The organism is Nemorincola caseinilytica, from assembly GCF_039540515.1.
Taxonomy (GTDB): domain Bacteria; phylum Bacteroidota; class Bacteroidia; order Chitinophagales; family Chitinophagaceae; genus Nemorincola; species Nemorincola caseinilytica.
The window spans coordinates 149451-171280 of sequence record NZ_BAABFA010000005.1 but is presented as its reverse complement, the minus strand read 5'-3'; the positions used below and the strand labels follow the sequence as shown (position 1 = coordinate 171280).

Below are 21830 nucleotides of genomic sequence, written 5' to 3'. Positions count from 1 at the left end.
AAATATTCTTTCGTGAAAATTTTGTTTCCACAAAAAATATTCGTAAATGGTGAATATGCGGTCTTATCCGGCTACAAGATCATTAACTACCGGTCAGTGGACCTTTGCGAGCAAAAGGAGATCAATCGTAATACCCAGAGGTAGAATGTGCCAACAGATATCGCCTCACGTTAACGATCGCTTTAGTAAATATATTGGTATGTACCATACCTATATGGTAATTTTACACCGATAAATGGATCAACCCATAACAAATGGATATATTCATTTATAAGACACACCTACAATGTTTCCGGAACTGCGCCGATCTGGCGTGTCCTGTAAGTTCAAGTATACGTCCATGCATCGTCTTTCGCAATGGTCTATGTCACCATTCTGCAGAGAATTTATGGCCGTTCATTTTTTAAACCGAACACGAAACAAAAGCATCGGCTATAGTCGAAAATAATAAAACAGCGTATCTATGATACAACATCTATCCAGCAGAATGAGAGAACTTGTAAAACTGCGCACGGCGATCATACTTGCAGTGGCCATCGCAAATAATTCCGCATACGCACAGTTTCCCTCTATTTCCTCAGTGAGCACGCTGAACGCTGCCCCGGGTACCACCATCACTATATCAGGTAGCAACTTCAATGCCACAGCTACGCAGAATATCGTTTACTTCGGCGCTACACAAGCCACGGCCACGGCAGGCGGCAGCACATCGGTAACGGTACCGGTACCGGCAGGCGCTACCTATGGCCCGGTGGTGTTGAAGAACCTTGCAACGAACCTGATGGCCTACTCGCCATCTTTCTTCGTACCTACATACGACAATAGCAGCTATGCCAACAATACTGTGAATTTTGATGCAGCAGTAGAGATACCTGCAGGTCTTCGCTCCGTACAACCCGGCCTTGCCGACTTCGACGGCGACAGCAAGGCCGACCTGGTGGTATCGAATGCGAACTCCAATACCCTATCGGTATACAGGAACCAGAACAGCAGCGGTGCTATAACTTCGGGTGCGTTCGGCTCGGCCATTAGTGTGGCAACAGGCAATGTTCCCTGTGGCATTAACATATGCGATGTGGACAGGGATGGCAAACTGGACGTGATATGCGCCAATAACTCAGACAAGACCTTTACCGTACACCGCAATACCACATCGGGCAGCTCTATAGCATTCACGTCGGCATATACATCCAGCGCATTCACGGGTCTTACACGGCTCTTTGCCACCGGCGATATAGACAGGGACGGCAGGCCCGACATTGTGATGTCGCAGAACACAGCCCAACTGGTAGTGATACGCAACACCTCTACCCCGGCCAATGTATCATTTGCCACAGCAGCATCCATAACCCTGCCACAACCGGTAAATGAAGTAAAGATAGCCGACCTGAATGGCGACAATAAGGCCGAGGTGATAGGCACCATGTCCGCCAACAATTCCATATTCATATTGGGCAATAATTCCAATTTGGGCACTATCACTACAGCATCTTTCCAGGCCAGCGTGAACATAGCCGCCACCGGCGTCAGCTACCTGGAAGTAGCAGATATGGACCAGGATGGAAGAACTGATGTGATACTGGGCCGCGGCAGTATCATATCCATACTGCGCAACTCTGGCGCAACAGGAGCCATCACTACCGGCACGCTAGAGACAATGGTAGACTTTGAGACCGGAAGCGCTATGACCGGCATTACCATTGCGGATGTGAACGGTGACGGCAGGCCCGATATAATAGGGACCAATAGTACCAGCGTGTTCGTACTGCGCAATACCGCCACCAGTGGGACCATCACTACGGCTTCGCTTGCACCCTATGTCAGCTTTTCACTGGGTTCATCCCCATCGGGCGCTATGGTGGCCGCAGGCGATATAGACGGCGACGGCAAACCCGATATAGTTGCAGCCAATAACAATACCACAGGCAGCAATACACTGAGCATACTGCGCAACAAACCACTGAGTCCTGTGACAGGAACAGCATCGGTATGTATGGGTAATACCACAATGCTAAGCACGGCATTTGCCGGCGGCACATGGAGCAGCAGCAACGAGGCCATCGCCAGCATAGCCACCGATGGCACTGTTACCGGCCTGGCAGCAGGTATGGCAAACATCAGTTATTGCGGTAATGCAGGCACTGCATACGCAGGCAACTGCGTAGTAACAACAGTGACCGTGAACGAAAGGCCATCGCTTACCGTTATCGCCACACCGGCCAGCATATGCAGCGGCTCATCATCTACCCTTTCGGTTACCGGTGCAGATACTTATTCATGGTCTCCCTCGGGTAGCCTGTCGGCATCTACGGGTTCTACCGTAACGGCCAACCCTACAACTACTACCACCTATGATGTGATAGGCACCAATACCGCAGGCTGCTCTGCGACCATAAGCAAAACACTATCTGTTGCTGCTATATATAATATAGTAGCATCGGCAGGGGCACATGGCTCCATATCGCCGGCAGGCACCACTACCGTTTGCAGCGGCAACGACCAGGTGTACACCATTACCGCCAGTGAGGGTTACCTTATAGACGATGTACTGGTAGATGGAGCAAGCGTGGGTGCTGTGGGTAGCTATACTTTTTTGGCAGTAACGGCGGCACATACCATCAATGCCACTTTCAGGCTCGATTGCACAGCGCCAGAGATCACATCTGCTGCCACTGTGAGCAATATACTTTGCCATGGCAGCAATACCGGCTCTATAGTTCCGCATGTGAGCGGATCGGCACCGCTGGTATGGCAATGGAGCAATAGCGCTACCACAGCCAGCCTTACTGGGGTACCGGCAGGCGCGTATACCTATACCGTTAGCAATGGCTGTGGCACAGTGACCGCCACTGCCACCATCGCACAACCAGAGACCGCACTCTCTACGTCTACTACCATTACCAATGTGAACTGCTATGGCAATAGCACAGGCAGCGTATCTGTATCTGCGGCAGGTGGCACAGCGCCTTATACCGGCACAGGTTCGTATACAGACCTTTCTGCAGGCTCGTTCAGCTATACCGTTACCGATGCCAATGGCTGCACTTCTGTTGCCTCCGGCACCATTGCCCAGCCGGCAGCAGCGCTCACGGCATCGGCCACCGCTACCAACATACACTGCAATGGCGAGAACAATGGCGCAGTGCTGGTAAGCGCTTCCGGAGGTACTACACCATATAGCGGCACGGGCGATATCACCGGTCTTTCCGCAGGCTCATATAGCTATACCGTTACCGATGCCAATGGCTGTACAAGCACCACATCGGCCAATGTGACCGAACCTGCCGCTGTTGTTGCAGATGCGGCCACATCTTCACCTGTGATATGCGATGGCAATACAATAACGCTTACCGCTACAGGTGCAGCAACATATACATGGGCAGGCGGCTATCTGTCGGCCACTTCCGGTGCTTCCGTATCGGCAACGCCTACATCGGGTTCTTTCCCGGCCACTTTCGTGTATACGGTAACGGGCTACGATACCGCAGGCTGTGGCAGCGCCCCGGACACCGTTTCTGTCACGGTACTTTCTATAGGTACTACATCCGGCCCCGGCTCTCTGTGTTCAGGCAGCACCATAACACTCAGCAACACCTCGCCGGGTGGTACATGGTCTTCGGCCAGCTCTGCGGTATCGGTAGACAGCATTAGCGGACAGGTGACCGGTGTTACCGCCGGCACGGCCATAGTTACCTATACCCTGGCTGCAGGCTGCACCCGTAACACCACCGTGACCGTGAGTGCATCTCCCAACCCTGTAATGGGCATACCTACTATATGCCAGGGCAGTGGCCTGTCTCTTTCTAATGGCACACCGGGCGGCACATGGTCTTCCAGCAATGCCAATATATCGGTATCCATATCGGGTAGCGTAGCCACTATATATGGAGTATCGAACGGTACCGCCAATGTAAGTTATATTCTGCCCAGCGGCTGCTATACCTATAAGACCTTCACCGTAGCGCCACTGGCGGCCATCACCGGGCCTACAGAGGTCTGCGCAGGATCGACGATACAACTTGTACACCCCCAGAGCGGCGCATTATGGAGCTCTAACAATACATCGAGGGCCACGGTGAACCTTACATCGGGTATGGTGACAGGTATATCTGCAGGCACTGCGGTCTTTACCTATATGGTGAACCCCAGTTGCTATGCGACACATGCCGTTACCGTTAACACCTCTCCTGCGAACATAGCAGGCCCTACAGTAGTATGTGAGGGAGCCACCATGACACTTCTCAATACCACCACCGGCGGTACATGGAGCAATGACAATGTGACCGCGGCCAGTATAGATGCCACAACAGGCCTGGTGACAGGACTGGCAGCAGGTGTGGCCAATATATCCTACACACTGCCTAACGGCTGCTTCAAGTCATCGGCAGTAACGGTGAACGTTGCCCCGGCGGTTATCTCAGGGTCTTCGGACATATGCGCTACCCGTACGGCTACATTCGCCAACGCCACTATGGGCGGTTCATGGTCATGCTCTCCCACAACTGTATTGAACATAAATGCCACTACCGGCGTAGCCACAGGCAATCTTGGCAACGCCACCGTTACCTACTCGCTGCCTACAGGTTGCCGCTCTATAAAGCAGGTGACGGTAAATGCATTGCCCGGAGCCATTACCGGAACCACCGGTATATGCGCGGGCAATACTACCGGCCTTTCGTCCACTACACCATCGCTCACATGGAGCAGCTCTGATGAGGGCATAGCTACAGTGAGTACTGCCACTACCACCAGCGGTACGGTAAATGGCATAGCGGCAGGTAATGCTACCATCAGCTATACATCGGCCGTGGGTTGCACACAAACGGTGAATGTAACGGTGTATGCCGTTCCCGGAACCATAACAGGTAATAGCAACATATGTGTAGGCGCTACTACCCCTTATACCAATAGTGTAGGTGGCGGCACATGGGCCAGTCCTTCTGTGGCGGTAGCCACTGTGGGCTCTGCATCGGGCATTGTTACCGGTATAGGTGCGGGCAATTTCATCCTTACCTATACCACACCGGGAGGATGCCGCACTACCAGGACACTGAGCGTAGATGCACTGCCCAATGCCATTACAGGTACACTGTCTACCTGTGTAGGCGGCAATACCACGCTTGCCACCACATCTACAGGCGGCATATGGAGCAGCACCACTTCTGCAGCCACCGTTAGCACCACAGGCGTTGTTACGGGACAGAGCACCGGCACCACCCTTATCAGCTATACCAATGCCGCAGGCTGTGCCCGCACTGCCTCTGTGAACGTAACTACCGGGCTGCCCACTATCGCCGGGCCATCGTTCATCTGTACGGGCGGCAGCACTACCCTTACCAATACTACCGCGGGCGGCACCTGGGCCAGCAGCAATGCAGCAGCCAGTATCAATGCCAGCACAGCCCTTGTGGCAGGTGTATCGGAAGGTGCTGCTACCATTACCTACAGGACCAGCACCACCTGCTTTACGACCAAGAGCATAACGGTACAAAGCGCACCGGCGGCCATTACCACTTCATCTGCCTCGGTATGTGTAGGTTCATCGCAGCAACTGACACATGAGACAACAGGCGGTACATGGACCAGCAGCCTTGCCAGCAGAGCCACGGTAAATGCTACCGGCCTTGTGACAGGTGTAGCCAATGGCGCTGTCACCATTTCTTATACGCCGTCTGCAGGCTGCCTCGTCACTACCAACCTCACCGTTAACCTGCAGCCTGTAGCGCTTACCGGCACATTCTCTGTTTGCAGGGACAATACCACTACCCTCTCATCTACTACTACAGGTGGCGCATGGAGCAGCAGCGACCCTGCTATCGCGACCGTAGTAACGGCATCAAGCACCACAGGTATAGTTACAGGGGGCACCACTACAGGCATTGCCACTATCAGCTACACCAACGCACTGGGCTGTTCGCGCACGGCTGCCGTTACAGTAAGTGCAGCAGTACCTGCCATATCGGGTATGGATATAGTATGTATAGGCAATAGCACTGCCTTGTCCAATGCTACACCGGGCGGCACATGGAGCAGCGCTACACCTGCCAAAGGTTCTATCAGCACCGTTGGTGTGGTGACAGGGGTAGCTGCAGGTACCACCACTATCTCTTACCGCACCAATTCTACCTGCTTCACTACCAGAACGATGACCGTGAACGGTGCTGTAGCAGCTATCACAGGTACTACATCTGTATGTAAGGACAACTCCACAACACTGGCATGCACCACACCGGGTGGCACATGGGTTTCTTCCAATACCGCCAATGCCACTGTGGTGGAAGCCACCGGTGCAGTAACAGGTATGGCGGCCGGTACAGCTATCATTACCTACCAGGTCACCGGCACAGGTTGCTTTAAACTTGCTACCGTAAGTGTACTGGCATCGCCTGCACCTATAGATGGTACACTTACTATAGCCACCGGCACATCCACTACCCTTTCCAATACCGTGAGCGGTGGTACATGGAGCAGCAGCGCCACTACCATAGCCGGCATCGGTTCTGCAACGGGTATCATGACCGGGGTAAGCGTAGGCAATGCTACCATTACCTACAGACTCACCAATGGCTGCCAGAAGACGGTCCTTGCCAGCATCACTACCCCGATGGCCAGGCCGCTCGATGGGGCTACTACTCCCGAAACACGCATCGCACAGGTAAGGATATTCCCCAACCCATCGGTGGGCAATATCACTATAGAGACCGCTGCAAATGGTGTGTTCACGGTATACACAATGGATGGCAAACAGGCGGCCCGTTATGATGTGGCCGCACCTGCCGCATCCGTATCACTCCCCTACGACCTTGCAGCAGGCATGTATACATGTCACTTCATGGCAGAAGATGGAACGGCCACCGTGGTAAGGCTGGTGTATAAGCCGTAAAGAACAATTCCGACCATATGAACGACACCCCGCATTGTTGCGGGGTGTCGTTTTTTTTCGAGAGATAGATCGCAGAAAAGTGTAAGGAGAGAATAAGGGCAACTGATGAACATCATTTCCCCTACAGGGGTATATATAGCGCAGATAAGTGTATTTTACGATCTTCAAGTGTACCTTTGCGGCGCACACAAGACACTGAACACCAATATTTATAATACCACATATGGAATACAGGATAGAAAAAGACACGATGGGCGAGGTAAAAGTGCCCGTCCAGGCCTACTATGGCGCACAAACTCAGCGCTCGATAGAGAATTTCAAGATAGCGCAGGACATCAACCGCATGCCGAAGGAGATAATAAAGGCGTTCGCCTACCTGAAGAAGGCTGCAGCAATGACCAACAACCAACTGGGCGTACTGCCGCAGGAAAAAAGCGACCTGATAGGCAAAGTATGTGACGAGATACTGGAAGGCAAGCTGGACAACGAGTTTCCGCTGGTGGTATGGCAGACAGGCTCGGGTACGCAGAGCAATATGAATGTGAACGAGGTGGTAGCCTACAGGGCGCATGTGATGAACGGCGGCCAGCTTACCGATAAGGAGAAATTCGTGCACCCGAACGATGATGTGAACAAGTCGCAGTCATCTAACGACACCTTCCCTACGGCCATGCACATATCGGCCTACAAAATGCTTATCGATGTCACCATTCCCGGCATCACCAAGCTGCGCAATACACTTGCTGCCAAGTCGAAGGAGTACATGCATATCGTTAAGATAGGCCGTACGCACTTCATGGATGCTACCCCACTGACAGTGGGCCAGGAACTGAGCGGCTATGTATCGCAGCTGGATCATGGCCTGCGTGCCATCAACAATAGCCTCGCACACCTGAGCGAGCTGGCGCTGGGCGGCACTGCCGTAGGTACGGGCATCAATACACCCAAAGGCTATGCCGTAAAGGTGGCCGAGAATATAGCAAGCCTTACCGGCCTGCCGTTCGTAACTGCCGAGAACAAATTCGAGAGCCTGGCCGCGCACGATGCCATAGTAGAGGCACATGGCGCACTGAAGACCGTGGCCGTAAGCCTGATGAAGATAGCCAACGACATCCGTATGCTCAGCTCGGGCCCACGCTCGGGTATAGGCGAGCTCTTCATACCCGATAACGAACCCGGCTCTTCTATAATGCCCGGCAAGGTGAACCCCACGCAGTGCGAGGCCCTTACCATGATAGCTGCCCAGGTGATGGGCAACGATGTGGCCATAAGCATAGGCGGCAGCAACGGCCACTTCGAGCTGAACGTGTTCAAACCCGTGATGATATACAACTTCCTGCACAGCGCGCGCCTGATAGGCGAAGGCTGCGTATCGTTCAACGACAAATGCGCCGAAGGCCTGGCCCCGCTGGAAGACAATATCAGCAAACATGTGAACAATTCGCTGATGCTGGTGACATCGCTCAATACCAAAATAGGCTACTACAAGGCTGCCGAGATAGCCCAGACCGCTCACAAGCAGGGCAAGACCCTGAAGCAGACGGCCATAGACCTGGGTTATGTATCTGCCGAAGACTTCGACAACTGGGTACGCCCTGCCGATATGGTGGGAGAACTGTAATAAACAAAAAAACAAGCATACGAAAAGGCCGGCCGCTATGATGTCCGGCCTTTTCTATGTATGCCGCCGGCAACTATTTAAATGTTATCTATTATCTTTACCAGCAAAATAACGCTATGAAAGGTTCGCTATTATTGGTGCTGGTGCTTTTGCTGGGGCTGTGGGGCTGCACGAAATGGAGGCCAAAAGAATACCCCGACCCCAATGAGGTACTGCCTACCGCCGTATGGAAGCTGAACTTTTATGATATGGCTGGGTATGAAACAGACTGCAGGGTGCCAACAACGGTGGTGTTCAATAAGGACAAAACAGGTTTCTATTATTATGCCAATGCATGCGACAGCCCTAAAATAGATACGATAAAATTCTCCTGGTACTATAATAAAGGCGAGCTGCGACTGATGCTGACCATAAAGAGCGGGCCTGATATCGGCAAGGTGGCTCAGAATCAATTCATTGTGTGCGACTACGACCAGGTGAACATGATATGCCGCTCGGGCAATATGTCGGTATATTCCAAAACAAGACATCTTGTAGATGGGTATTTCAAACCGTTGTAACATTTATAACATACACATTATGAGTATCTTACCAACATAGATATACATGTGTGAAATGCAAGAATTTATATTATTTTTGACCAAATGATGAGTATGAGAACTTCTATCCCTTTATTATTTACAGCCTTATTGTTTTCCTGCGCCACACACGCCCAGCAAAAGATAAAGACCATAGCCGGTACAGGCGCCGGCGATTTCGGCGGCGATGGTTTCGTATCTACCGGCGGCAGGCTGCACAGCCCCAGGGACATAAAGCTCGATGCATCGGGCAATGTATATATACTTGACTACGAGAATTTCCGCATACGCAGGATAAACGCTGCCACCGGCATCATAGTTACCGTAGCGGGCAATGGCGTGATAGGTTATACCGGCGATGGCTCTATAGGCACCTCTGCCACCATGTGGCCTACCGGCATAGCTGTGAACAGGAACAACGAGCTGTACATAGCCGATGGCCACAGTAATGTCATCAGGAAGCTCAACTCACTGGGCATCATATCTACAGTAGCTGGCGTAGGCGGCATAGGCACCAATACAGGCAATGGCGGCCCGGCCAATGCTGCTACCTTCGGCCTCATACATGGCATAGCTTTCGATACTGCCAATAACCTGTACCTGGCCGATGCCCAGCACCATGTGGTACGCAAGATAGATGCCGCAGGCATCATCAGCCGCTATGCAGGTGACGATACAGCAGGCTATATGGGCGATGACGGGCCGGCCACAACGGCCCGCCTCGACTCTCCGTATGCTGTAGTGGCCGACAGGGCAGGCAATGTATTCATATCGGACCTGAAGGCACATGTAGTGCGCCGTGTAGATGTTACCTCGGGCATCATCACTACCTATGCTGGTAATGGTACTGCCGGCTTCAGCGGCGATGGCGGCCTGGCGGGTTCAGCCCAGCTCAGCCGTCCTGCGGGCCTGGCCATGGATACCAGTGGCAACCTGTATATAGCCGATGCCGACAATAACAGGATACGCATGGTAGATGCCGCAGGCATCATCACTACCATCATAGGCAATGGCACACCCGGCTTCGGTGGCGACCTGTGGTATGTAACTGGCTGCAACCTGCACACGCCATTCGGTGTAGCGGTGAACAATACCGGTAACATCTACATAGCCGATGCGCTGAACCAGCGCGTGCGCCAGACCTACAGCGCAGTAGGTGTTGCAGACGTGAGCAAAGGAAGCGAGCTGGAGATCTACCCCAACCCTGCCACCGGAAAATGTGTGCTGAGCGGGCTGGCAAAAGACGAAACAGTTACCATATACGACCTTACAGGCCGTGCCATCAGCACGCATACCGCTGCGGGTGCTATCCTGGATCTGGACATCACCTCATTTGCACCCGGCACCTACATGCTGCGAGTCGCCACTGCCGCAGGCAGCAGCAGGTCGGTCGCCAGGCTGGTGAAGGAATAAAGCCGTACTTTATTACTACATCATTGAAATGTCCGGCCCACCTGCCGGACATTTTTTTCGTCATACTGCCGGAAATTTTGCGCCTGCGGCACAACTGTCGCACCTTATCTTTCACAATAATTACATTTGCAAATTCTTGCCCCTCGCAGGGCACAAATAACAGACATGGAACTCAGTAAGAATTTTCAGCATAACGAGGCAGAACAGAAATGGTATGCCCACTGGCGCGATGCAGGCTATTTCAAAAGTACCCCCGATGATCGCCCCGCATATACTATAGCAATGCCACCGCCCAATGTAACGGGCGTACTGCACATGGGCCACGCCCTCAACAACAGCGTGCAGGACATACTCATACGCCGTGCAAAGATGAACGGCTACAATGCCTGCTGGGTACCCGGCACCGACCACGCATCCATAGCCACCGAGGCCAAAGTGGTAGGCATGCTGCGCGATATGGGCATAGACAAAAAGACCCTCTCCCGCGATGCCTTCCTGGAGCATGCATGGAAATGGAAGGAAAAATATGGCGGCATCATACTGAAACAACTGGAGAAGCTGGGCTGTGCCCTCGACTGGGACCGTACTGCCTTCACCATGGACGATGACTACTATGCGGCCGTGATGCGCGTATTCGTAGAGCTGTACGAAAAGGGCCTTATATATAGGGGTGTAAAGATGATAAACTGGGACCCCAAGGCTAAGACCGCCCTTAGCGATGAGGAGGTGAACTACAAACAGACCAACTCTAAACTCTACTATGTACGCTACCGTATAGATGGCGACAAGGAAGAATACATAACCATAGCCACCGTACGCCCCGAGACCATACTGGGCGATACCGCCGTATGCGTACATCCAGAGGACGAGCGCTATGCGCACCTGGCAGGCAAGTACTGCTTCGTGCCCCTCATCAACAGGCGTATACCCATCATCTTCGACGAGTATATCGATAAGGAGTTCGGCACAGGCGCACTGAAGGTGACCCCCGCGCACGATATAAACGACTACAACCTGGGCCTGAAGCATAACCTGCCCGTTATAGATACGCTGAACGATGATGGCACCATGAGCGCCGCCGCACAGCTATATGTGGGCCAGGACAGGTTCGCGGTGCGCAAGGCTATAGTGAAGGACCTGCAGGAGGCCGGAAACCTGGTAAAGGAAGAAGAGTACAGCAACCAGGTGGGCTTCAGCGAGCGTACCGATGTAGTGATAGAGCCACGCCTCAGCATGCAGTGGTGGTGCAATATGCAGGAGCTTTCCAAGCCCGCGCTGGAAGCCGTGATGAGCGACGAGGTGGAGTTCCACCCGGCCAAGTTCAAGAACACCTACCGCCACTGGATGAGCAACATCAAAGACTGGTGTATCAGCCGCCAGCTATGGTGGGGCCATCGTATACCCGCATGGTACGATAGCGAGGGAGGCCTTTATGTGGCCCATACCGCAGCCGAAGCGCATAGCAAGTACATGGCAGCCAAACCCGGGCTTGCAGCTAAAGAACCCGTACTGAGGCAGGACGAAGACGTACTGGATACATGGTTCAGCAGTTGGCTGTGGCCCATGGAGGTCTTCGACTGGAACAGAACGCCCGACAATAAGGAGCTTGCCTACTACTACCCTACCAATACACTCGTTACTGCTCCGGAGATCATTTTCTTCTGGGTAGCGCGCATGATAATGGCCGGGTACGAGTTCATGGGCAAAAAGCCTTTCGACAAGGTATATTTCACCGGCATAGTACGCGACAAGCAGGGCCGTAAGATGAGCAAATCGCTCGGCAATTCGCCCGACCTGCTGCAGCTTATAGAAGACCATGGCGCCGATGCGGTACGCTTCAGCGTTATGATATCCTCGCCCGCAGGCAACGACCTTCTTTTCGATGAAGGGCAACTGGAACAGGGCAGCTTCTTCTGCAACAAGATGTGGAACGCCATGAAGCTGGTAAAAGGCTGGGAAGGCCGCCAGCAGGCCGGTATGGACACCGCCAATGTGGCCTTTGCCATAGAGTGGATGGAAGCGCGCCTCGCAGAGGTATCGGCCGAGGTAGAAGAGCTGATGAAGGACTTCCGCCTCAGCGAGGGACTCAAGACCATTTACTCCCTCATATGGAACGACTTCTGCTCGTGGTACCTGGAATGGGTAAAGCCCGGCATGGATCAGCCCATAGCCGCATCTACCTACCAGCGCACCATCAGCATATTCGAGCGGCTGCTGCAACTGCTGCACCCATATATGCCCTTCGTTACCGAAGAGATATACCACCTGTTAAGGGAGCGCGCCACCGGCGACGACCTTATAGTACAGCAACTGGCAGCATATACACAGCCCAAGGCGCAGACGCTGAAGGACGGCGCCCTGCTGCAGGAGCTGATAACCGCCATACGCGATACCCGCAACAAGAACAGGCTGAAGCCGAAGGACACCATAAAGCTGCATATACAAACAGCCAATGAGAGCTATTACAACGGCATACAGCAGATACTGGCCCGCCAGGTGAATGCCGAACAGGTAGCATATGTATCTGCGCCGGTACAGGGCAGCATATCTATCGTGGTGCAGACCGATAAGCTGTACATAGAGGCCGCACAGGCCAATATAGACACCTCTGCGCAGAAGGAACAGATGCAGAAAGAGATAGAATATCTGCAAGGCTTCCTTGTGTCTATAGACAAAAAGCTGGGCAATGAGCGCTTTATGGCCAATGCCAAGGCCGAAGTGATAGAGGCCGAGCGGAAAAAGCAAAGCGATGCCCTGGCCAAGATAAAGACACTGGAAGAAAGCCTGGCGCAACTGGGCCGATAGGGTCGCAACACTTGCCGATGGCTATCGCGCTGTATGGCGCGATAGCCATTCTTTTTGTGGGAAAGGTCGTCCGTGAATGATATTCACTTTTGAAAAAGGATATTAAATATGTGACGCCACTATTCACCTAAAGATCTTTTCATTTTCCGGGGGCGAAGTTTTATTTTTGGCGTTCCAAATAACATATCTCTCCGGCGCTTTGCCGGAACACAAATACACAACCATATGATAGATGTTTTGCTGGGCCTTCAGTGGGGCGACGAAGGCAAGGGTAAGATAGTGGACTTCCTTGCAGGTCAGTACGATATAATAGCAAGGTTCCAGGGTGGGCCCAATGCCGGTCATACATTGTATGTGGGCGGCGAGAAGGTGGTGTTGCATACCATTCCTTCGGGCATATTCCACCAGCATTGCCTCAACCTCATAGGCAATGGCGTGGTCATAGACCCCGTCACCCTGCGCAACGAGATAAACAAGATAGTACCTCTCTGCCCCGATCTGTTGCAGCGCTTGTTCGTATCGCAGAAGGCGCACCTCATACTGCCTACGCACCGTGCGCTCGATGCCGCATCCGAAGCATCGAAGGGTGCAGACAAGATAGGCTCTACGCTCAAGGGCATAGGACCTGCCTATATGGATAAAACAGGCCGCAATGGCCTGCGCGTGGGCGACATACTGTCTCCCAACTTCAAGGAGAAATACAACAGGCTCACACAGAAGCACCTGCAGATGCTGCGCCAGTACCCCGAGGTAGTGGATTGGCAGCAGTGGGAGCAGCCATTCTTCGAGGCTGTAGAAAGTCTGCGCCAGCTACAGATAGTGAATGCCGAGTACTGGCTGGACGAGCACCTGAACAACGGCAAGAAGATACTGGCCGAGGGTGCGCAGGGCAGTATGCTGGATGTGGACTTCGGCACTTATCCCTTTGTTACATCTTCCAACACCATAGCAGCAGGTGTGTGCAGCGGCCTGGGTGTATCGCCGGCGCGCGTAGGCGAGGTATATGGCATTACCAAGGCATACTGTACCCGTGTAGGCGGCGGCCCCTTCCCCACCGAGCTTACCGACGAGCTGGGCGAGGCCATACGCAAGGCAGGTCACGAGTTCGGCGCTACTACGGGCAGGCCACGCCGCTGCGGCTGGATAGACCTTGTGGCACTGCGCTATGCCGTGATGCTGAGCGGTGTCACAAAGCTCATAATGACCAAGACCGATGTAATGGATGCCTTCAGCCCACTGGAAGCATGTACCGCATACAGCATAGATGGCGTAGAGACCAAAGAACTGCCCTACGACCTTTGCGATACCAAGGTAACGCCCGTATACACCACCTTCGAAGGATGGTCGGGTATGCCCCTCAGCGAGTGCCGCACCTATGACGACCTGCCCGCTACATTCAAGCGTTACTGCAGCTTCATAGAAGAGTACCTGGGCACGCGTATATCGCACATTTCTAACGGTACAGGACGCGATCAATTAATTATTATTTCCTAAAAAAAAAATTTTTTTAGTGGTAAAAAAATTTGGCAATTTCAGCAAACTATCAAAATTTTACTCCATCAAGATATAAGGGCTATGAGATCAAATACCAACAAGAATGACGCACCTAAAAAAAGCGCGAAACCAAGTGCGGCTCCTGCATCTAAGAAGGCATCTCCCAAGGCTAAGAAAGAAGAACTGGATGATGAAGATGAGATAGAGGAAGAGGTGGAAGAAAAGCCTGCGAAGAAGGCTAAAAAAGCAGCGCCTGCTGCGTCAGCAAAGAAAAAGAAAACCGCAGATGACGATGATGATGACGACGACGATGATGATATAGATGACGAGATGGATGATGATGATGATTTCAACAAAGGCGATGAGGACGACTACGATATAGACAAAGAGTTCGAAGAATTCGACCTTCCGAAATCGAAGTCGAAGACAGGGGCCGGAAAGAAAAAATCATCGAAGGACGATGACTTCGATGTGGATGATGAATTCAAAGATCTCGGCTTCTTCTCTGAGGGTGGCGGAGGTTTCGATGACGATGACGACGACTTCTAGCATGCCACCTGTTGTGGCACTTACTTATACGCTGTAACACACTGCCATTGCACAGGAACAAAGCTAGTTACCAGATAACACCGGCCACGGCCGGCATACTAAAAACAAGGATACTGAATTGGGCTGCACCATACAGTATCCTTGCTTTTTTAGACAATAATGGCTACCCGTCTCCCTACAGCGGTTATGAGTGCCTGGTGGCAGCAGGGGCACACCGCATAGTGGCCTGCGATACCCCCGACCCATTGCTGGCACTGCAGGAGGCCCACGCACAGCAACCCGACTGGCTCTTCGGCCATATATGCTACGACCTCAAGAACATACTGGAACCTAAGCTATCGTCCGCCCACCCTGCTATACACGGTTTCCCCCTGCTGCAGTTCTTCGTTCCGGAGACAGTGTGCTATATCGATAGCGGGCAGACCACCCTAACCATAGAGACCACAGCCGACCCTGACAATATCTATAAAGAGATACAAGCCGCCAGCGATACGATAGACACCTCCGGCATACCCCAACTCTCCTTCACCGATCCCATGAGCAGGGATATGTACATCGATACCATTGAGACCCTGCGCAGGCACATAGCCGATGGCGACTGCTACGAGATAAACTACTGCACTACCGGTACGGCCCACCACATGGGCCTGGATACACTAGCGGTCTTTCATGCGCTCAATACTATATCGCCTGCACCCTTTGCCGCATACTACCGCCTGCACAACAGATACATGATGTGTGCCAGCCCCGAGCGCTACCTGCGCAAAGAGGGCAACACGGTACTGTCGCAACCCATAAAAGGCACCGCCCGCCGCGACAATGACCCACTTAAAGATGAAGAGATAAAAGCAGCCCTTGCCGCCGATATAAAAGAACGTGCAGAGAACGTGATGATAACCGACCTGGTACGCAACGACCTTGCCCACTGCTGCCGCACAGGCTCTATAGCGGTGGATGAGCTCTTTGGTATCTATACCTTCCCGCAGGTACACCAAATGATATCTACCATCAGCGGTACACTGCGCAGCGATGCCACATTTGCCCGGGCCATACGCACTAGCTTCCCGATGGGCAGCATGACGGGCGCGCCCAAGCATAAAGTGATGCAACTGATAGACAGGTACGAGACCACCCGGCGCGAGCTGTTCTCGGGCACCATAGGCTACATCACCCCCGGCGGCGATATGGACCTCAATGTCATCATCCGCAGCCTGTTCTACAACAGTGCCACAGGCATACTATCGCGCTCTACAGGTGGCGCCATCACCTATGATAGCAAGCCGCAGAGCGAATGGGAAGAGATGCGGCTGAAGGCCTGGGCGCTGGAGCGCATCTTTATGTAGCGCAGGGCCCGAAAGAATTTTACCTGCTCCTATAGTATTCTTGCATTACAAACACGATATTTGTAAGCCATCGTCCCCCACCGGGGCATATACCACACCTTGAAACACGAATGACGCGGAAGACATTATTCACCCATTTATTGCTGGCTTTGTTCTTGCTGTGCCGTGGTGAGGCCCGTGGTCAGTTCTGCCCATATACCCCTTACAGGCTCTCTGTGCATGTCACCAACCCGCTGGGGCTGCTGTCCAAGGCCGGTCTCAGGCTGCAATACCGCCTCAGCTCTGCCAACTCTGTGTTGCTGGGCTACAGGCATTATTATGGGTTCTTTCCCGGCTACCAGGCCTTTGGCGAGTTCCATCGTTATTTCAGCATACAAAATGCCGAGAACGAGGCCTTTTTCTATGGCAAGATGGGCGTAGGTAATGCAGGCTATGCACCCAAGCCCTACTTTGCCGGTGCCGAAGACCCCTATGGCGTTGTAGATGGCTATCTTTTTGCGGGCGGCGGTGTAGGCAAGCGCATCAATATCGGGCATTTTTTCATAGAGGGCAATATAGGCGTGAAACTGGCATCACCCATAGAGAAGAAGGACGACTACAACAAGAACCTCTTCTATTCGCTGGGGCCCGGCTCCTTCCTCGATTGCGGCATACACCTGGGCCTGCAGTTCTTCGATGAGGAAAGGAATATGTACAACCACTCGTTGCGTGCGCACAAGCCCTACATCAACCGCTGATGCGGTATCTTACCCATCTTTTTACCGCACAATATCTACCCTGTTATCGCCTTGCCATCTTATATTAAACACATAAAATGCATACCGGCAATATTAACAACTAATTTAAGGGTGTTTTGTGAAAGATGGTTTTATTTCCGTATCGTGTAACGAAAAAAGGAAAGGAAACACTTAATTTGCGTAGTATAGCCTACGCTCCAGTAAGCTTCGGAAATACCCATTGTGTCTAAGGTTGTTACGCTTATGAAATTATATATTTGTCTATTCATCTCCTTACTTTGCGCATACACGTCTTTCTCGCAGGTCGATATCTCTGCCCTGAAAGCAGACCTGAAAAACCAAAAAAGCATTGAAGAGCGGATAGAGATCTATAGGGATATTTACAATTACTACCAGCACTCCCAACCCGACTCTGCATCCTACTATGCCAACATGGGCCTGCAGGAATTCAAAGCCAAAAAGAGCAAGAACGGCATCGCATCTATGACGGTGCTGCTCGCCTTCATGAACTCGCTGCACGGCCGTATAGATATGGCACGTCAAATGCAGGAAGAGGCCATAGCGCTCTTTCGCGAGGTAGGGAACAAACGAGGCATTGCAAGTGCGCTGAACGGCATAGGAGTACTGGAAGGGCGCAGCGGCAATTTCAGAGATGCTACAAAGCATTTTATGGAAGCCCTCAAATATTTCGAAGAGCTGCACGATACCGACGGTATAGTGAACACCTACATGAAGATAGGTGTGGTGAACGAGAAGAACGATATAATGGACAAGGCGCTGGACTACTACAACAAGGCGCTGAACCTGATGGGCAAAAAAGAGGTAAAAGGCACCGATGTCATATACCTCTACAACAACATAGGCATAGTGTATGCAAAGATGGGTAACCTGGAACTGGCGCTGCCCTACTTCGAGCGGGCGCTTGCAGGCAGCAACAAGCCCGAAAAAACGGGTATCAGGATACAGACCCTCAATAACCTGGGCATTGTTTTCGACAAGTATGGCGACTACAAAAAGTCACTTGCCTACTTCGACGAAGCGTTGAAGATAACGCAAGACAAGAATATGCCCGAGGATTTTGCCCGGATCAGTGTCAGCCGGTCGGGGGTGATAGGAAAGACACAGCCCGAGGAAGCCATAAAGACACTGAAAGAAGCGCTGAAAGTAGTGCAGGAACTGGGCCTGCGGTCTATGGAGCCCGACATATACGATGCCATGGTAGAGCAGTACAACCGCATGGGCAAGCACAAAGAGGCATTCGATGCCATGGCCACCCTGAAGCACATAGAGGACAGCCTGGAAAGTAAAGAAAAGGCAAAAGAGATAATGGACCTGCAGAGCGTGCACGAGCTGGAACGCTCTAATGCACAGCTGGCGCTGGCCGAGGAAAAGAACGAATCGAACAGGCTCATCAGGAACATCATCATAGGCGTGGCCATAGGTTTCGCAGTATTGTTCATAGCAGTATTATTGCTATACCGCAAAACGAATGTGCTGAACCGCCGCCTGTCGCGCAGAGAGAACGAGCTGCAAAAGACCAATGACATGAAGGACAAGCTCTTCTCTATCATTGGTCACGACCTGCGCGGCCCCATAGGCAATGTACCTGTGATGCTGCAGATACTGGAAGACAGCAGCACATCGAAAGAGGAGCAGAAGTATCTTATAGAGAGCCTTATAGCCCATACCCAGGCATCGGCCGAGACCCTCGATAAACTACTCTATTGGGGGCAGGCACAGATAAAGGGCATAGGGATGAAGCAGTCCGCTTTTGCGGTAGATGATGCCGTACAGAACAATCTTTCGCTCATCAGCATCACTGCGAAACAAAAACAGATATCCATCGTTAACAACATAGCTCCGGGTACCAAAGTATTCGCAGATCCTGCCCACTTCGATTTCGTGATCCGCAACCTGTTGTCCAATGCGCTTAAATTCACGCACAATGGCGGTACGGTAACGCTGGGCGCCGATACCCGGCAAAAGGCAGGTCATGTGGTATTCTCTGTTACAGACGATGGCATAGGCATAAACGCCCAGAGACAGCAGGAGATATTCAAACCATTTGCCAGCAGTACCCGCGGTACTGCCGACGAAAAAGGCACCAGCATAGGTCTTATGCTCTGCAAGGAATTCGTGAACGAGAACGGCGGAGATATATGGGTAACATCGGAAGAGAACAAAGGATCGACGTTCTATTTCTCGCTAAAGGCATCTGCCTAGGAAGCAGACAGATCGCTGACTACCAGTAATTATCTACCGTGCAGTCCAGTACCTGCTCCATGTTATAAACAACGCCCTTGCTATCGGTGGCGGTCCATGTGCGTGCGCTATCCGCTTCCATCTGCTCTATATCGCTCCTTTTTATACGGCAATACTTGAATTTCGTCTGCGATAACGTTTTGTCATTGGCCTTCTTATACAAAACGCAGGTATAGCAATTGTTCTTCGAGCAGGAGGCGAACACAATGGCACACAATAGCGATATGAGGGAGATGCGCTTCATGTGGTAAAGATATAACAGAAAATACAGATCGCGAATAGCCTTATAGGTAAGCATTATATTTTACATTGTCGCAGACATATTATTCCCCGTACCTTTGTAAGCTAGTACTGTGAAAATGGAAACTAATGAACGGCCAGGGGAAAAGGGCAATGTATTGATGCCCTTATTCTTTTCTCTTGTGCTTATTGTGGGTATGGTGCTGGGGTTCAAGCTGAGGGATTCGCTGCGCAATAAGCGCGACATCTCTACCATCGTAAAAAGGAACGACCGCCTCGAAGAACTTATTGAACTGATAAAGGAAAGGTATGTGGACACTGTGAACACCGACCTCCTGTACCAGGATGCTGTGACAGGCATACTAGACCCGCTGGACCCGCATACCGTATACATCTCTGCCGAAGATGCACGCATAGCCAATAGCGAGCTGGATGGCGGCTTCTCGGGCATAGGCGTGGAGTTCTCCATAATGCACGATACGGTGAACGTAACATCGGTGACCGAGAACGGCCCGGCCGCAAAAGCCGGTATGGTAAGCGGAGACCAACTGATAAAAGTAGGTGATTCGGTGGTGGCAGGTACGCGCATCACATCAGAGCGTATAATGGCGTTGCTGAGGGGCAGGCAGGGTTCCAATGTCAGTATCACCATACGCCCCATAGCATATGAGGGCAGCAGAACGGTACAGGTAACGCGCGACATGATACCCCTGTACAGCGTAGATGCCAACATCATGCTCGATAGCAGGACCGGCTATATAAAAGTGGACCGCTTCAGCGCCACTACTTATGAGGAGTTCACAAAGGCACTGGCAGAATTGAAGAAAGAAGGTGCCACGCAACTGATAGTAGACCTGCGCGACAATCGTGGCGGCTACCTGGATGCGGCCACTTCCATATCGGATGAATTGCTGGATAACGATAAGCTCATAGTATCTACCCGCGGCAGGCATACGCCACGCATAGACCATAGTGCGAAGGAAAAAGGCGCATTTGAAAGTGGCAAGCTCATAGTGCTGGTGAACGAGAGCTCGGCCTCGGCCAGCGAGGTGCTGGCAGGCGCTGTGCAAGACTGGGACCGCGGCCTCATAATAGGCAGGCGCACCTATGGCAAGGGCCTTGTACAAGAGCAGTACGAAATGCCCGATGGCGCTGCCCTGCGCCTTACCATAGCCCGTTATTACACCCCTTCGGGCCGCAGTATACAGCGTTCCTTCTCCGAAGGCCGCGATGTCTATAACGAAGACCTGGAGAACAGGCTGCTGGATGGCGAACTTACCGGTAAGGAGCAGGTGCGCCCCGCAGATACCACACCCTACCATACAGCAAAAGGCCGGCTGGTATATGGCGGCGGCGGCATAACGCCCGATGTGTATGTACCCTACGACACAGCACGCTGGTCAGACCCTCTGTTCAAGAGAGCCTTTAGCGACGAGATGCGCCAGGCCATACACGACCACTATGTACGCAACCGCGACCTGCTCAGCTACAGCAGTATACAGGACTTTACACGCGCATTCAACGGGGAGGACAAGATAATAAGCAACTATATAGGACTGCTGCCGCCCGACGAACAGCGACAAGTAGCAAAACACATAACGGTACAGGGCAGCAATAAGCTCTTCCGTACGCAGATAAAGGCCCAACTGGCCCGCTATCTCTTCCGCGATAATGGCTATTATTCTATACGCCTGCGTGAAGATGCTATGGTGAACAAGGCATTGTCCATCATAAATGGCACGCAGTACGATGCCATACTGAATGGACAAAGGATCATTGCCCAAAACAAGTAGTTTATCTCAGGTAGCTAAAAGCGCCCGTGCCACCACAAGTTTTTTATGCGATCATATATTAGCCCCCGGCGGGGCCAGATGTTTGTAGGCAAATGCATACCAAAGTGGCAGA

The 21830-nt window shown here is 52.2% G+C and carries 12 protein-coding genes; 11 read left to right on the top strand and 1 reads right to left on the bottom strand.

What is annotated here, in order from left to right; translation table 11 throughout:
* Nucleotides 1-487 precede the first annotated feature (487 nt).
* From ABD843_RS03005 to ABD843_RS02960, 10 genes are all read left to right on the top strand, one after another.
* Nucleotides 488-6883, top strand: a complete 6396-nt coding sequence (locus tag ABD843_RS03005; RefSeq protein ID WP_345078304.1) for an FG-GAP-like repeat-containing protein — start codon at nt 488-490, stop codon at nt 6881-6883.
* A 223-nt stretch (nt 6884-7106) separates the two neighbouring features.
* Nucleotides 7107-8504 carry a class II fumarate hydratase gene (gene fumC, locus ABD843_RS03000; RefSeq protein WP_345078301.1) on the top strand — a complete coding sequence of 466 codons (1398 nt, stop codon included), beginning with the start codon at nt 7107-7109 and terminating at the stop codon, nt 8502-8504.
* A gap of 116 nt (nt 8505-8620) precedes the next feature.
* A complete protein-coding gene (locus ABD843_RS02995) occupies nt 8621-9064 on the top strand; it encodes a hypothetical protein (protein WP_345078299.1) in 444 nt (147 codons plus the stop codon).
* Nucleotides 9065-9157: 93 nt separating this feature from the next.
* Entirely contained in the window at nt 9158-10495 is a 1338-nt protein-coding gene (locus ABD843_RS02990; protein ID WP_345078296.1) for an NHL domain-containing protein, read from the top strand.
* 165 nt (nt 10496-10660) lie between these two features.
* Nucleotides 10661-13300 (top strand): valine--tRNA ligase, encoded by a 2640-nt coding sequence (locus ABD843_RS02985; RefSeq protein ID WP_345078293.1) that lies wholly within the window; start codon nt 10661-10663, stop codon nt 13298-13300.
* Between the two features lie 225 nt (nt 13301-13525).
* Complete coding sequence (locus ABD843_RS02980) at nt 13526-14794, top strand: adenylosuccinate synthase (RefSeq protein WP_345078290.1); 1269 nt, start codon at nt 13526-13528, stop codon at nt 14792-14794.
* An 81-nt stretch (nt 14795-14875) separates the two neighbouring features.
* On the top strand, nt 14876-15343 hold the full coding sequence (locus ABD843_RS02975; RefSeq protein WP_345078287.1) for a hypothetical protein: 468 nt from the start codon (nt 14876-14878) through the stop codon (nt 15341-15343).
* 47 nt (nt 15344-15390) lie between these two features.
* Entirely contained in the window at nt 15391-16686 is a 1296-nt protein-coding gene (locus ABD843_RS02970; RefSeq protein ID WP_345078284.1) for an anthranilate synthase component I family protein, read from the top strand.
* A 110-nt stretch (nt 16687-16796) separates the two neighbouring features.
* Nucleotides 16797-17423 carry a hypothetical protein gene (locus ABD843_RS02965; protein ID WP_345078281.1) on the top strand — a complete coding sequence of 209 codons (627 nt, stop codon included), beginning with the start codon at nt 16797-16799 and terminating at the stop codon, nt 17421-17423.
* 243 nt (nt 17424-17666) lie between these two features.
* Nucleotides 17667-19646, top strand: coding sequence for a tetratricopeptide repeat-containing sensor histidine kinase (locus tag ABD843_RS02960; protein WP_345078278.1), 1980 nt, complete (start codon nt 17667-17669; stop codon nt 19644-19646).
* A 19-nt stretch (nt 19647-19665) separates the two neighbouring features.
* On the opposite strand, the gene ABD843_RS02955 is transcribed toward ABD843_RS02960, so the two are convergent.
* Nucleotides 19666-19929: a hypothetical protein gene (locus ABD843_RS02955; protein WP_345078275.1), complete on the bottom strand. Its 264-nt coding sequence runs from the start codon at nt 19927-19929 to the stop codon at nt 19666-19668.
* A 157-nt stretch (nt 19930-20086) separates the two neighbouring features.
* Between ABD843_RS02955 and ABD843_RS02950 the strand changes: the two genes are divergently transcribed.
* Nucleotides 20087-21718, top strand: coding sequence for a S41 family peptidase (locus tag ABD843_RS02950; RefSeq protein ID WP_345078273.1), 1632 nt, complete (start codon nt 20087-20089; stop codon nt 21716-21718).
* Nucleotides 21719-21830: the final 112 nt, after the last annotated feature.

What these genes read in the sequence shown, in the direction of transcription:
- ABD843_RS03005 (WP_345078304.1), top strand. Translation starts at nt 488, where the DNA reads ATGAGAGAACTTGTAAAACTGCGCACGGCGATCATACTTGCAGTGGCC.
- fumC (WP_345078301.1), top strand. Translation starts at nt 7,107, where the DNA reads ATGGAATACAGGATAGAAAAAGACACGATGGGCGAGGTAAAAGTGCCC.
- ABD843_RS02995 (WP_345078299.1), top strand. Translation starts at nt 8,621, where the DNA reads ATGAAAGGTTCGCTATTATTGGTGCTGGTGCTTTTGCTGGGGCTGTGG.
- ABD843_RS02990 (WP_345078296.1), top strand. Translation starts at nt 9,158, where the DNA reads ATGAGAACTTCTATCCCTTTATTATTTACAGCCTTATTGTTTTCCTGC.
- ABD843_RS02985 (WP_345078293.1), top strand. Translation starts at nt 10,661, where the DNA reads ATGGAACTCAGTAAGAATTTTCAGCATAACGAGGCAGAACAGAAATGG.
- ABD843_RS02980 (WP_345078290.1), top strand. Translation starts at nt 13,526, where the DNA reads ATGATAGATGTTTTGCTGGGCCTTCAGTGGGGCGACGAAGGCAAGGGT.
- ABD843_RS02975 (WP_345078287.1), top strand. Translation starts at nt 14,876, where the DNA reads ATGAGATCAAATACCAACAAGAATGACGCACCTAAAAAAAGCGCGAAA.
- ABD843_RS02965 (WP_345078281.1), top strand. Translation starts at nt 16,797, where the DNA reads ATGACGCGGAAGACATTATTCACCCATTTATTGCTGGCTTTGTTCTTG.
- ABD843_RS02960 (WP_345078278.1), top strand. Translation starts at nt 17,667, where the DNA reads ATGAAATTATATATTTGTCTATTCATCTCCTTACTTTGCGCATACACG.
- ABD843_RS02955 (WP_345078275.1), bottom strand. Translation starts at nt 19,929, where the DNA reads ATGAAGCGCATCTCCCTCATATCGCTATTGTGTGCCATTGTGTTCGCC.
- ABD843_RS02950 (WP_345078273.1), top strand. Translation starts at nt 20,087, where the DNA reads ATGCCCTTATTCTTTTCTCTTGTGCTTATTGTGGGTATGGTGCTGGGG.